Raw genomic sequence first — 12,513 nt, 5'->3', positions numbered from 1 at the left:
GGCCGGCGCCACGCGATCGTCCAGCATTCATGAGAGCCGGCCAGCGGCCGGCACTACCGGGTGACAGCCGGCACCCACGCAAAAAAAAACAGCAACCGATGGCTGCTGTTTTCGTCGATGCAATGGTGCGCCCGGAGAGATTCGAACTCCCGACCGCCTGGTTCGTAGCCAGGTACTCTATCCAACTGAGCTACGGGCGCATTTACATCGAATTTTTACTGCTGATACCGACGGCGAAATCGATACCCTGTTGATGGTGCGCCCGGAGAGATTCGAACTCCCGACCGCCTGGTTCGTAGCCAGGTACTCTATCCAACTGAGCTACGGGCGCGTCAACAGGAGCGGAATTATGCGGATCGGCGTCGCATTCGTCAACGGTTTTTGTGAAGGTCTTCATTCAAATGAACGAAGAAGCTGCTCCACCACGGCTTCCGGCGTTTTCATCCAGGCGAAGTGATCGGCACGCGCACCCAGCATCTGCGCACTGACCACGCTGAGCTGCGCACGCATGCCCGGCATCTTGGCCAGCAGGCCCTGCATCGAGCCCGTCGGTGCCAACCAGTCGTGGTCCATCACCACGGCGGCCGCCTGGCCGCGCAGATCGCGCATCGCGGCCTCCAGATCGGTCGCCATGCCAGCGGCCGCGTAGTGATTGTTGAGGCCCACGCGCGACCAGTCGCGGATCAACCCGCGCGCCTCGGTGCCACCAAAGCCGAGCTTCTTGCCGTGCAGGACCCCTTGGCGCTGGGCCAGCCAGGGCAGGAAGCGATACACCAGCGGCAGGGTCCAGCCACGCGGGGCCGGGAAGGTGCGCCAGTACGGCGTGCCGCTGGCGACCAGCCACACGCGGGCGAAGCGCTGCGGATGCAGACCGGCGAAGCAGCAGGCCAGCTGACCGCCGAGACTGTGGCCGCCGATGATCAAGGGTGTTGCAGCGTCTCCGGCCACGTTTGCCAGGCTCGCCGGCAGGTCCTGCTCGAGGAGGTCGCGATAGCCCCAGTCCTGCGTGCGCGACGGGCGCAGGCTGCTGCTGCCATTGCCGCGCCACTCGTGCAGGTACACCGCAATGCCACGCGCAGCGAGCGCCTCGGCGAACGGCAGGTAATGGCGCGCGGCCACGCCCAGCGCCGGCAGCCACAGCAGGCGTGCGCGTGGCTGCGTCGGCACGCGCGCCAGCAGTTCGAAGCGATGCCCGTCTTCGGCCTGCACAGGCAGGGGCGAGGCGTCGATCATGCCGGGCGTGCCGCACCGAAGTGGTCGATCACCAGCACCTCGCTGCGGCCCGGGTAATAACCGCTCTGCAGGCCACGCGCGACGTAATCGATGGCCGCTTCGCAGGCATTGGGCAATGACAGCCCCTGGCACAGCTGCGCGGCGATGGCCGAGGCCAGCGTACAGCCGGTGCCGTGCGCATCCACCCGCAGGCGGGTATGGATGAATTCTTCGCGGGTCACACCGTCGAAGTAGCGATCGATCACGCGACTGCCTTCGTCCAGATGCCCGCCCTTGAGCAGCACCGCGCCGGCGCCCAGCTCCAACAGCGCGTCGGCGGCATCTTCGGCCTCCTCGGCGGTGACGATGCGGCGGCCGAGCAGCAGCTCCGCTTCGGGGGTGTTGGGCGTCAGCAGCGTCGCCAGTGGGATCAGGCGCGTGCGCATCGCCACCAGTGCGCTGTCTTCGAGCAGTTTGGCGCCGCTGGTGGCGACCATCACCGGATCCAGCACCACGTGCGGTGGGCGGTGCTTTTCCAGTGCGTCTGCCACCAGTGCGATCACCTCGGCGTTGGCCAGCATGCCCAGTTTCACCGCATGGATATCGAAATCGGCGAAGCAGGCATCGATCTGCGCCTGCAGGAAGTCCAGCGGCGGCACGTGTACGGCGGTAACGCCGCGTGTGTTCTGTGCGGTCAGTGCGGCGATCGCCGACAGGCCATGCACGCGATGGGCGGCGAAGGCCTTCAGGTCGGCCTGGATGCCGGCACCACCGCCGGAATCGGAGCCGGCGATGGTCAGGGCGGAAACGGGGCTGGAAGGCGTCATGCCCCAATTGTGCAATGTTTGTCGTGGCAGTGCTGCCGCGCCCTCAGCGCGCCCGCAGCAGTGCCCACTGCCGGTACAGCACGTAGCCCACCCCGGTGCCGCCGGTGAGCAGTGCCGGGGCGAGCAGGGCGTCGTAGCCGAAGCGCAGGAACAGCATGGCGCCCATCACGCCGCCGGCCAGGAAGCCGCTGACGATCAACCCGCTCAGGGTCAGTCGACGGATCGGCAGCGGCAGGCCGCGCATCAGGTGGCCCAGCCCGATCCCGAGATCGGTGAACATGCCGCTGAGATGGGTGGTGCGCACCACCGCGCCACTGAAGGTGGTGGCCATCGCGTTCTGCAGGCCGCACGCCATCGCCGCGGCCAGTGCCCCCCAGATCTGCTGCTGTTTGAACAGCGGGATCGCGATCAGCAGCAACAGCGATTCCAGTGCCAGCACTGCGCCATAGCGGCGGCCCAGTTGCAGGCCGCTGTCCTGGATGATCACGCCGCTGAGCGTGGCGCCCACGCAGAACGCGATCAACAGCCCCCACAGGTGCCCGACCACGCGCCAGTCGCGTTGGGCCAGCGCCATGCCGAGCTGGCTGGTGGTGCCGGTCATGTGGCTGACGGCCTGGTGTTCGAACCCCAGGAAGCCGACCACGTTGACCATCCCGGCCACGCAGGACAGGGCGATCGCCCCGATCCAGACCCAGGTGGGCAGCCGGATGCTCATCCGGCGTGCGCGGTGGTGGTCACGGCACGATCAACGGCCCGCGGGCGGGCCGTTGAACTGCACATCCGAGAAGCTGCCGCTGGCCGGATCGAACAGCGCGCCCCAGAACTGCGCGCCGCCATCGCAGACCCGGATTGCATCGCGCGCTGGATCGATGTCGGCATCGTCAGGCAGATGGAAGGCGTTGAGATAGATCAGCTGCCGGCCGTCCATTTCGATGCCGACATATTGGCGGTCGAAATCGGCAGCCTTGGGCACCTGCGTTTCCAGCGACGGCAACCGGGCTTCCAGCTGCTCCACCTGTTGGCGGCTGGGCGCCCAGTAGCCGGTGACGCGCCCCGGCTCGCGGCCGGGGCTGGAACGCGAGCAGGTATCCAATACCTGGGCGGCGACGACGGGGCGGGTCACCACCCAGGACTGGCCGGTCTTGATCGCGGTCGGGACGCTGGCGCCCGGCCGCGTATTGGCAGGCGTGCAGGCGGCCGCCAGCGCAGCAAGCGCCAGCGGCAGGACGGCACGGGACAGGGAACGGCTCACAACACCTCCGAGGCGTAATCGGCCAGGCGCGAACGCTCGCCACGGCGCAGCGTCACGTGCGCGCTGTGCGGCCAGTTCTTGAAACGGTCCACCGCGTAGGTCAGGCCCGAGGTGGTCTCGGTCAGGTACGGGGTATCGATCTGTTCGACGTTGCCCAGGCAGACGATCTTGGTGCCCGGGCCGGCACGGGTGATCAGGGTCTTCATCTGCTTGGGGGTGAGATTCTGCGCTTCATCCAGGATCAGATAGCGTGACAGGAACGTGCGCCCGCGCATGAAGTTCAGCGAGCGGATCTTGATCCGGCTGGCGATCAGGTCGTTGGTCGCCGCTCGGCCCCATGCGCCGCCTTCCTGGGTATGCGTGAGCACTTCCAGGTTGTCGGTCAGCGCGCCCATCCATGGGGTCATCTTCTCTTCCTCGGTACCGGGCAGGAAGCCGATGTCCTCGCCGACGCTGACCGTGGCGCGGGTCATGATGATCTCGCGGTAGCGCTGCTGGTCCATGGTCTGGGCCAGGCCAGCGGCCAGCGCGAGCAGCGTCTTGCCGGTGCCGGCGGTGCCGAGCAGGGTGACGAAATCGATCTCCGGGTCCATCAACGCATTGAGCGCGAAGTTCTGCTCGCGGTTGCGCGCGCTGATGCCCCACACCGCATGGCTGCCGTGGCGGAAATCGTTGACCAGCGACAACGTGATCTTGTCGCCGTCCACCTTGGCCACGCGCAGTTCGACTTCATCGTCGCCCGGCAGGTAGGCGTACTGGTTGGGGTGCCAGCTCTCGTCTTCGCTGGCGATGATTTCGTAACTGGTGCGGCCCTTGTCGCTCCAGCTGCGCAGGTTGTCGGTGTGCTTCTTCCAGAAGTCTTCCGGTAGTTCGGTGGCGCCGGTGTAGAGCAGGCTGAAATCGTCCAGTGCGCGGTCGTTCTCGTAATCCTCCGAGACAATGCCGGCAATCGCGGCCTTGATCCGCAGGTTGATGTCCTTGGAGACAAACACCACCGGAATCTCGGGCACCTGTTCCTTCAGCGCCAGGATCGCGCCGAGGATGGCGTTGTCCGGAATCACCGCGCCGAAGCTCTTGCCCGCATCGAAATGACTGGTCTGGAATCGCAGCAGGCCCACGCTTTGCTTGCCGCGCAGCTGCAGCCCGTTCGGCCGTTGCAGCGGGATGCCGTCGGCCAGGTTGTCCAGGCCCGAGGCCTGCACCAGCTCATTGAGGAAGCGGCTGACCTGGCGCGCGTTGCGGCTGGCCTCGGTGGTGCCCTTCTTGCCGTTGTCCAGCTCTTCGATCACCTGCATCGGCAGGTAGACATCATGCTCCTCGAACTTGAACAGCGCGGTCGGATCGTGCATGAGCACGTTGGTATCCAGTACGTAGATGCGCTTGCCTCGGGTCATCGTCAATTCCTGGTGGCAGAACAGGGACAAGCCATCACGACCTGCGGGGCAGGGTGATGACCATTGGGGGTGCCGGATTGATCACTGGGTTTTCGCGGCCTTCAGGGCTTCAAGGACGGTGTCTGCGTGGCCGGCCACTTTGACCTTGCGCCACACCTGCACGATACGACTGTCCGGCGAAATGAGGAAGGTGCTGCGCTCGATGCCACGCACCTGCTTGCCGTACATGTTCTTCAGCTTGATCACGTCGAACGCGGTGCACAGCGCTTCATCGCCATCGCTGATCAGCGGAAAGGCGAAGCCCTGCTTGGCGCAGAAATTGTCGTGGGATTTGACCGAATCGCGGGAGACGCCGAAGACGCGGGCGCCGGCCTTCGTGAACTGCGGGAGCAGCGCGTTGAAATCGATGCCCTCGGTGGTGCAGCCCGGGGTGCTGTCCTTGGGGTAGAAGTACAGCACCAGCCACTGGCCGGCCAGATCGCCGAGGGTGGTGGTCTCGCCGCCGGACAACGCCAGCGGCAGTGCGAGGGTGGTGCTGTCCAGGGTGTCGCCGTCGTTCATGGGTTCCTTTCCGGATCCTGGGGTAGATCTACTACAACTGCATGAAACCCCGCGCGCCCGTGACGAACGCGCGAAGCATCAGAACTTCATCGGGTCCATGATCGCATCGAGGTTGAGGTGATCGCAGAACTCGAGGAAATCATCACGCAGCGCGGCAATGTGCATGTTGGCCGGCACCCCGATCGTGACCTGCGCGGAGAACATTTCCGCACCGGTCTGCATCGCGCGGTAACGCGTGCTCTGCAGGTTTTCGATGGTGATGCCCTGGCGGTCGAAGAAATCGGCCAGCTGGAACAGGATCCCCGGCTTGTCGGCGGCGATCACTTCCACGATGTAGGGCAGCAGGTTGGACTGCGCCTGCTTGGCACCGGTGCGGTACCAGACCAGCTTCAGGCCTTCCTCGCGCTCCAGCCGGGTCAGCATCGCCTCCAGCTTGGCCACCGAGTCCCACGAGCCGGTGGCCAGGGCGGTGACGGACACGTCGCGCCCGACCGTGGCCAGGCGGGCATCGACCAGATTGCAGCCACTGTCGGCGATACGCCGGGTCACAGGCAGCAGGGGGGACTCCGGATGCGTCGTATAGGCGTTGATCAGGAGGTGGTTTTCGGTCGGCGCAGGCCGCGGCGTGGTGTCGGTCAAGAGGGTTCCGGGTGATGCAAGGTGAGTCTGAACGGCCGGCGACGGCACGTTCGCCGGAGTCCAGCATACTTGCCCGCGCTTTCGACCCGCAAGTAACATGCAACGTACATCTGGCCGGCGTTTACGCAGGCCCGGTGCCCCCTTTCTTCCGAGCACGATGTCCTTGTCCCTTTCCGGTCTCATCACCGCGCTGGCGACGCCCTTCCAGGCGAACGGCGCATTGGATCCCGACGGTTGGCAGCGCCTGCTGCACCTGCAACTGGAGGGTGGTGTTCACGGGGTGGTGGTGGCCGGTTCGACCGGTGAAGCCGCTGCCCTGTCCGACGACGAATACGACCAGCTGCTGCGCAGTGCGGTCAAAACCGTCGCCGGACGCATCCCGGTACTGGCCGGGACCGGCCTGTCGGGGACGGCCAAAACGATCGAGCAGACCCGTCGTGCGGCTGCCAGCGGCGCGACCCATGCGCTGGTGGTGACCCCGCCGTACGTGCGCCCGACCCAGGCCGGCCTGATCGCGCATTACCGCGCGGTGGCCGACCAGGGCGGCCTGCCGGTCATCCTGTACAACGTGCCCGGCCGTACCGGCTGCGACATGCTGCCCGAGACCGTGGCCGAACTGGCGCGGCACCCGAACATCGTGGGCATCAAGGAGGCGGTCGGCGATGTGGGCCGCGTCAATGCCCTGCTGGCGCTGCGCTCGCCGGACTTCGCCATCCTCAGCGGTGACGACGGTACGGCCGCGCGTTCGATCCTGTCCGGCGTGGACGGCCTCATCTCGGTGGGCTCCAACGCCCTGCCGGGCGCGTACCGCCGGATGTGCGACCTGGCGGCAGCCGGGGAACGCGAGGCGACCGAGTCGTGGGATGCCCGTCTCGAGCCGTTCCATGAATTCTGCGGCGTGGAGTCCAACCCGATCCCGGTGAAGGACCTGCTGCGCCGGATCGGCATTGGTGATGGCCTGCGCCTGCCGCTGCTGCCCTTGTCCGCGGCCCATCACGCCGCTGCCGAACACCTGGCCACCGATATCGGTGCGCTGGAAGCACTATCCAACCACTGATGTCAGTGGTCACCCAGGAGATTCCCATGCGTCAATCCGTTTCCGCCTTCCGCGTGCTGTCCTTCGCGATCCTGGCTACCGCCACCCTCGTCGGCACCACCGGTTGCTTCAAGCGCGGCGCCAAGGGCGACTACGCCCTGGCCCCGGAAGTGCGCCCGCTGGAAGTGCCGCCGGATCTGAACGTCCCGGCCGGCCAGGCTGCCGCTACCGCTGCCACCAGCTCCTCGCTGGCCTCGCAGGCGGCGCGCCCGGCGCCGGCCGCGAACCCGGCGGCCGCCAACAATGCCGGCTTCACCGTGCCGGGCACCAAGGAAGAGGTGTTCGCCAAGGTCGGTACCGCCCTGGAGGCCGTTGAAGGCGTGAAGATCGCCAGCAAGGCCCAGCTGCTGGGTTCCTACGATGTGGCCTTCGAAGGCAGCGACTTCCTGGTCCGCGTGGTCGCCGTCGATGCCGGTGCTTATGTGTCGGCCGTCGACCCGCGTGGCCTGCCGGCCACCGCAGCGGCTCCGACCAAGCTGCTGGGTGAGCTGAAGGCGAAGCTGGCCCCGTAAGGAGGCCTGCGGTAGGTCCGCTCGCTGACCGGGCAGGCATGCATTGCGTGCTTGCCCGGCTCTGACGCTGACGGCGTTGGGGCGAAGGGCAGCCGGCCAGCGGCCGGCACTACCGGGGATCCGGTTGGGGAAACAAAAAGGGCGCCCTAGGCGCCCTTTTTCGTTTGCGACATGCCGCGGCTCAGCGTTCCAGAAGGGGCAGCTTGTCCGGCTTGCCGTCCCATTCGCCGGCATCGGCGGGCGGGTCCTTGCGCACGGTCAGCACCGGCCAGGCCTTGGCCAGCTCGGCGTTCAGGGCGACGAACGCTTCCTGCCCGGCGGGCACGTCGTCTTCGGGGAAGATCGCGTTGACCGGGCACTCCGGTTCGCACAGGGTGCAATCGATGCACTCATCCGGGTCGATCACCAGGAAGTTGGGGCCTTCGTGGAAGCAATCCACGGGGCACACTTCCACGCAATCGGTGTGTTTGCACTTGATGCAGTTTTCGGTGACGACGAAAGGCATGGGGAAATCCGGCGTTAAGCCGACCAATTCTAGAACAGGTTGTGGCTGAATGCTGGCGTGGCGTGCTCAGACAGCGCGCCTCGATACCTGATCAAGTGCGGGCGGCCCTTGTGCAACAAGGCGTTGCGGGTGATGCGCGGCGCTTCCCTGTCAACGTGCGCCACCGCTGGCCAACCGCCCGGTGCATGCCCGGCCCGCAACCGGTCAGGCCACGTGGACCCGGCTCTCCGGCAGACCGGGGTGGTCCTGGCGCGCGCTGAACAGGCTGCCCGCATGCGGGCTTGCGGCCAGCGCCTCGGGCGTGTGGTCCAGCTGCGAACTGATCACGTACAAGGTGCGCAGGTCGGGGCCGCCGAAGGCAACGCAGGTGGGGTTCTTGACCGGCACCGGCTGCACCTGCAGCAGTGTGCCGTTGGCGCCATAGCAGCTCACCTGGCTGGCGCGCCATTGCGCGTTCCAGACCCGCCCATCGGCATCCACCGCCGACCCGTCGGGCTCGGCAGCGCGGTTGGCCAACGTGGTGAACACACGCACGTTGGCGGTGCTGGCGCGCTCTGGGTCGTAATCGCAGGCCATGATCTGCGGCGTCACCGAATCGCACCAGTACAGCGTGCGGCCATCCAGGCTGAAGCTGATCGCGTTGGGAATCACGATGCCCGGCAGCGGCAGTTCGCGCAGGCCGTGGCGGCTGGAGTACTGATAGAAGCGGCCATCGGCGGCGCGCGCCGGGTGTTCGTTCATCGTGCCGAACACGAAGTTGCCGTGACGGTCGGCGCGGCCATCGTTGCTGCGCGTGTATGCGTTGTGTGGGTCCACATCGGCCAGCCACTGCAGCGGCAGCGCATCGTCGGTGGCGGCAGCCAGGTCGGCGCGGTGCAGCGAACTGACCAATGCGACCAGCAGCGTGCCATCGTCGAACAACCCGATGCAGCCGGGGCGGTCCGGCAACACCCAGTGGCGCGTGCTGCCGCTGGCCGGCGTGTGCTGCCACAGCCGACGTTCGGCGATGTCGATCCAGAGCAGGCTCTGCCGCCGGTCGCACCAGAGCACGCCCTCGCCGTGGGTGCAGCGGCTGTCCACCGCCAGCGTGGCCGGCGCGCGTTCGAGGCTCATTGCGACGCACCGGTGGGCATCCGCACCATCGGCGTGGCGCCACAGCGGGATGGGGCGATCGGGCGAACGAACATGGGCATGGGCAGGCGCTCCTCGACAATGCCGCGCCACGCCCGGGAGTGGGCAGGGCGGCCAGGCGGGCATGGTCGCAGTGGAGGGCGTCGGTGATCAACCGGTGGTCGAGCGCGGCGATGCGCGCACGCCGCCGCGGGCCGCCGCCAGGTCCGGGCCCACCCGCCGCCGCCCAGCCGGCGCGAAAGGTATGAGAACCTGCGCCATCCGTCCCTGCTGCGGTCGTGCGCAGCGTCCCTTCAACCCAGGGTTTCCCATGACCAGTGCTTCGCTCAGCAGTACACGTGCCGGCAGCGGCGAGAACACCGGCTTCATCATCCTGATCAGCTGCGTGGCCACCATCGGTGGCTTCCTGTTCGGGTTCGACAGCGGCGTGATCAACGGCACCGTCGATGGCCTCAAGGACACCTTCCAGTCCAGCTCGGCCGGGATCGGCTTCGAGGTCGCCTCGATGCTGCTCGGCTGCGCGATCGGTGCGTTCTTCGCCGGCCGCCTGGGCGACCGGCTCGGCCGCCGCGGCGTGCTGATCATCGCGGCGGTGATGTTCCTGTTCTCGGCCCTGGGGGCCGGTGCGGCGCACAGCTCCACGGTGTTCATCATCGCCCGGGTGATCGGCGGGTTCGCGGTCGGCGCGGCCAGCGTGATGTCGCCGGCCTACATTGCCGAGGTGGCCTCGGCCCGGTACCGCGGCCGGTTGGCCACGGTGCAGCAGATCGCGATCATCAGCGGGTTGTTCTGTGCCTTCCTCAGCAACTATCTATTGGCCAAGGCGGCCGGCGCCTCCACCGAGTCCCTGTGGCTGGGCCAGGCGGCATGGCGCTGGATGTTCTGGATGCAGGCCATTCCCTCGCTGCTGTTCCTGTGCCTGCTGCTGGTGATCCCGGAAAGCCCGCGCTTCCTGGTGGTCAAAGGGCGCCGTGACCAGGCCCTGGCGGTGCTGACCCGTCTGTACGGGCCGGCCGAGGCCCAGGCCAAGATCACCGAGATCGAGGGTTCGCTGTCCCAGGACCAGCACCGCCCGACCTTCTCGGACCTGATCAGCAAGGCCACCGGCAAGCTGCGCCCGATCGTCTGGATCGGCATCGGCCTGGCGGTGTTCCAGCAACTGGTCGGCATCAACGTCGTCTTCTATTACGGCGCCGTGCTGTGGCAGGCGGTGGGCTTCTCGGAGAGCGACGCGCTGCTGATCAACGTGCTGTCCGGTGCGCTGAGCATCGGTGCCTGCCTGGTCACCGTGGTGCTGATCGACCGCATCGGACGCAAGCCGCTGCTGTGGGTCGGCTCGGTCGGCATGGCGATCTCGCTGGCGCTGGTCACCCTTGCCTTCGCCAGCGGCTCGCTGGATGCCGGCGGCAAGCTGCAGCTGTCCGACAGCATGGGCGTGCTGGCGCTGGTGGCGGCGAATGTCTACGTGATCTTCTTCAACATGTCCTGGGGCCCGGTGATGTGGGTGATGCTGGGCGAGATGTTCCCCAACCAGATCCGCGGCTCGGGGCTGGCGGTGGCCGGCGCGGCGCAGTGGACGGCCAACTTCGCCATCACCGTGTCCTTCCCGGTCCTGCTGGGCAGCATCGGCCTGGCCGGGGCCTACGGCATCTATACGGTGGCCGCGGTGCTGTCGGTGTTCTTCGTGCTGCGCTTCGTCAAGGAGACCAAGGGCAAGGAACTGGAGCAGATGGAGGGGTGAGCGCCGCTTCCGACATCCTCGTCGCGGGGCGCTTTGCCGGGTCGGGGGTGCACTCCCCGAGCCGGGCCTGGCAGGGCAGGCGCCGCACGCCCTGACCCTGAACGCAAAAAACCCCGCCGTGGCGGGGTTTTTGGCTTTCTGCACCGCGACTGGTGCTCCCTAGGGGACTCGAACCCCTGTTTTAGCCTTGAGAGGGCCACGTCCTAACCATTAGACGAAGGGAGCAGGCTTTGTCGCGAACTGCGCAGCGCGCTAGTATATGGACCTAGATGCCATTGGGCAATCCCGAAAACTCAACCGGAAGCGCCAACATCAATTCCTCTGCTACATCACCGTTCAGCCTGCGCGTGATCCCGCGCGATCAGCACAACATCTCCCGCAAGGACATCAGCCCCAACGCCCTGCGCGTTCTGTACCGGCTGCGTGATTCCGGGTTTGCCGGTTACCTGGTCGGCGGCGCCGTCCGCGATCTGCTGGTGAACGGCCACCCCAAGGATTTCGACGTCGCCACCGACGCGACGCCCGAGCAGGTCAAGCAGTTGTTCCGCAACTGCCGGCTGATCGGCCGCCGTTTCCGCCTGGCGCACGTGGTGTTCGGCCGCGAGATCATCGAGGTCGCCACCTTCCGCGCCAACATCGACGATGGCAGCGGCGACCGTGAGATGGAAAACGGCATGCTCGTGCGCGACAACGTGTACGGCAGCATCGAAGACGACGCGATCCGCCGCGACTTCACCTGCAACGCCCTGTACTACGCGATCGAGGATTTCTCGGTGCGCGATTACACCGGTGGCTTTGAAGACGTGCAGGCCCGCCTGATGAAGCTGATCGGCGACCCCGAGCAGCGTTACCAGGAAGACCCGGTACGCATGCTGCGCGCGGTGCGCCTGGCGGCCAAGCTGGGCTTCCAGATCGAAGAGGCGACCGCCGAACCGCTGCCGCGCCTGGCCAACCTGCTGGCCGAGGCCGCCCCGGCGCGTCTGTTCGAGGAAGTGCTCAAGCTGTTCCTGTCCGGGCACGGTGTGGCCAGCTTCGAGGGCCTGGAGCGGTACGGCCTGCTCGATGTCATGTTCCCGGAAAGCGCCGCGGCCCTGCGCAGCAATCGCAGTGGTGCGTTGCGCCGCATGGTCATCGAAGGTCTGCACAACACCGATCTGCGTGTGGCCAATGACGAGCCGGTGTCGCCGTCGTTCCTGTTCGCGCTGCTGCTGTGGCCGGCGTTCTGCCGCGCCCTGGCCAGCCTGCAGAAGCAGGGCGTCGCACTGGAAGAGGCGCAGCGCCGTGCGGCGGACCGCGTAACCCTGCACCAGCTCACCACGATCGCCCTGCCGCGCCGCTTCTCGCTGCCGATGCAGGAGATCTGGTTGCTGCAGGGCCGCTTCGGCTCGCGCCAGCGCAAGCGGGTGATCCGCACGTTGACCCATCCGCGCTTCCGCGCCGCCTACGATTTCCTGGTCCTGCGCCAGGTCGCCTCCAGCGAGCATGAAGCCGACGTGGCGTTCTGGCGCGAGGCCCAGCTGCAGTCCGGTACCGAGCTGGATTCGGCGCTGGATGCCGCCCAGGCCGACGGTGAGGGCGAAGACGGTGCACCGCGCAAGCGTCGCCGCCGCCGTCGTCGTCCCGGTGGAGTGGCAGGCGAGTAA

Annotated in this window: 13 protein-coding genes and 3 tRNA genes; 4 read left to right on the top strand and 12 right to left on the bottom strand. The window is 66.9% G+C overall.

The genetic code is table 11. The features are described 5' to 3' along the window. Nucleotides 1–123: 123 nt before the first annotated feature. The 9 genes from ABE483_RS13280 to ABE483_RS13240 form a co-directional block, all read right to left on the bottom strand. A tRNA-Arg gene (locus ABE483_RS13280) sits at nt 124–200 on the bottom strand. A gap of 54 nt (nt 201–254) precedes the next feature. Beyond that, a tRNA-Arg gene (locus ABE483_RS13275) sits at nt 255–331 on the bottom strand. Nucleotides 332–393: 62 nt separating this feature from the next. Then, nucleotides 394–1,233 (bottom strand): alpha/beta fold hydrolase, encoded by an 840-nt coding sequence (locus ABE483_RS13270; protein ID WP_313212558.1) that lies wholly within the window; start codon nt 1,231–1,233, stop codon nt 394–396. Further along, the gene (gene thiD, locus ABE483_RS13265) at nt 1,230–2,039 is read right to left on the bottom strand and encodes a bifunctional hydroxymethylpyrimidine kinase/phosphomethylpyrimidine kinase (RefSeq protein ID WP_313212559.1); all 810 of its coding nucleotides are present in this window, start codon (nt 2,037–2,039) and stop codon (nt 1,230–1,232) included. The genes ABE483_RS13270 and thiD overlap by 4 nt, the downstream gene beginning before the upstream one ends. Before the next feature lie 43 nt (nt 2,040–2,082). Beyond that, nucleotides 2,083–2,754 carry a YoaK family protein gene (locus ABE483_RS13260; RefSeq protein ID WP_313212560.1) on the bottom strand — a complete coding sequence of 224 codons (672 nt, stop codon included), beginning with the start codon at nt 2,752–2,754 and terminating at the stop codon, nt 2,083–2,085. A gap of 30 nt (nt 2,755–2,784) precedes the next feature. After that, nucleotides 2,785–3,264 carry a hypothetical protein gene (locus ABE483_RS13255; protein ID WP_313212566.1) on the bottom strand — a complete coding sequence of 160 codons (480 nt, stop codon included), beginning with the start codon at nt 3,262–3,264 and terminating at the stop codon, nt 2,785–2,787. A gap of 23 nt (nt 3,265–3,287) precedes the next feature. Then, on the bottom strand, nt 3,288–4,685 hold the full coding sequence (locus ABE483_RS13250; RefSeq protein ID WP_313212561.1) for a PhoH family protein: 1,398 nt from the start codon (nt 4,683–4,685) through the stop codon (nt 3,288–3,290). Between the two features lie 81 nt (nt 4,686–4,766). Then, complete coding sequence (locus tag ABE483_RS13245) at nt 4,767–5,246, bottom strand: peroxiredoxin (RefSeq protein ID WP_176989669.1); 480 nt, start codon at nt 5,244–5,246, stop codon at nt 4,767–4,769. A 78-nt stretch (nt 5,247–5,324) separates the two neighbouring features. Beyond that, a complete protein-coding gene (locus ABE483_RS13240; protein ID WP_019183297.1) occupies nt 5,325–5,885 on the bottom strand; it encodes a glycine cleavage system protein R in 561 nt (186 codons plus the stop codon). A gap of 163 nt (nt 5,886–6,048) precedes the next feature. Here ABE483_RS13240 and dapA point away from each other — a divergent pair, with 163 nt between their 5' ends. Together dapA and ABE483_RS13230 are read left to right on the top strand one after the other, a co-directional pair. Further along, a complete protein-coding gene (gene dapA / locus ABE483_RS13235) occupies nt 6,049–6,942 on the top strand; it encodes a 4-hydroxy-tetrahydrodipicolinate synthase (protein ID WP_313212567.1) in 894 nt (297 codons plus the stop codon). Nucleotides 6,943–6,968: 26 nt separating this feature from the next. Then, entirely contained in the window at nt 6,969–7,493 is a 525-nt protein-coding gene (locus ABE483_RS13230; RefSeq protein ID WP_152151542.1) for a hypothetical protein, read from the top strand. Between the two features lie 181 nt (nt 7,494–7,674). Here ABE483_RS13230 and fdxA read toward each other — a convergent pair whose 3' ends face one another. Both fdxA and ABE483_RS13220 read right to left on the bottom strand, forming a co-directional pair. Continuing rightward, nucleotides 7,675–7,998 carry a ferredoxin FdxA gene (gene fdxA, locus ABE483_RS13225; protein WP_137189155.1) on the bottom strand — a complete coding sequence of 108 codons (324 nt, stop codon included), beginning with the start codon at nt 7,996–7,998 and terminating at the stop codon, nt 7,675–7,677. Between the two features lie 204 nt (nt 7,999–8,202). Then, a complete protein-coding gene (locus ABE483_RS13220; RefSeq protein ID WP_346481847.1) occupies nt 8,203–9,111 on the bottom strand; it encodes an SMP-30/gluconolactonase/LRE family protein in 909 nt (302 codons plus the stop codon). 328 nt (nt 9,112–9,439) lie between these two features. Here ABE483_RS13220 and ABE483_RS13215 point away from each other — a divergent pair, with 328 nt between their 5' ends. Continuing rightward, nucleotides 9,440–10,870: a sugar porter family MFS transporter gene (locus ABE483_RS13215; RefSeq protein ID WP_346481846.1), complete on the top strand. Its 1,431-nt coding sequence runs from the start codon at nt 9,440–9,442 to the stop codon at nt 10,868–10,870. A 150-nt stretch (nt 10,871–11,020) separates the two neighbouring features. Here ABE483_RS13215 and ABE483_RS13210 read toward each other — a convergent pair. After that, nucleotides 11,021–11,095: transfer RNA gene (locus ABE483_RS13210), tRNA-Glu, on the bottom strand. Nucleotides 11,096–11,145: 50 nt separating this feature from the next. On the opposite strand from ABE483_RS13210, the gene pcnB reads away from it, so the two are divergent. Then, nucleotides 11,146–12,513 carry a polynucleotide adenylyltransferase PcnB gene (pcnB, locus tag ABE483_RS13205; RefSeq protein WP_152151658.1) on the top strand — a complete coding sequence of 456 codons (1,368 nt, stop codon included), beginning with the start codon at nt 11,146–11,148 and terminating at the stop codon, nt 12,511–12,513.

It is taken from the genome of Stenotrophomonas sp. TWI602, assembly GCF_039674045.1.
In the GTDB taxonomy this organism is placed as follows: Bacteria; Pseudomonadota; Gammaproteobacteria; order Xanthomonadales; family Xanthomonadaceae; genus Stenotrophomonas.
Note: the sequence above shows the minus strand (reverse complement) of the source record. Positions and strands in the feature narration are given on the sequence as shown.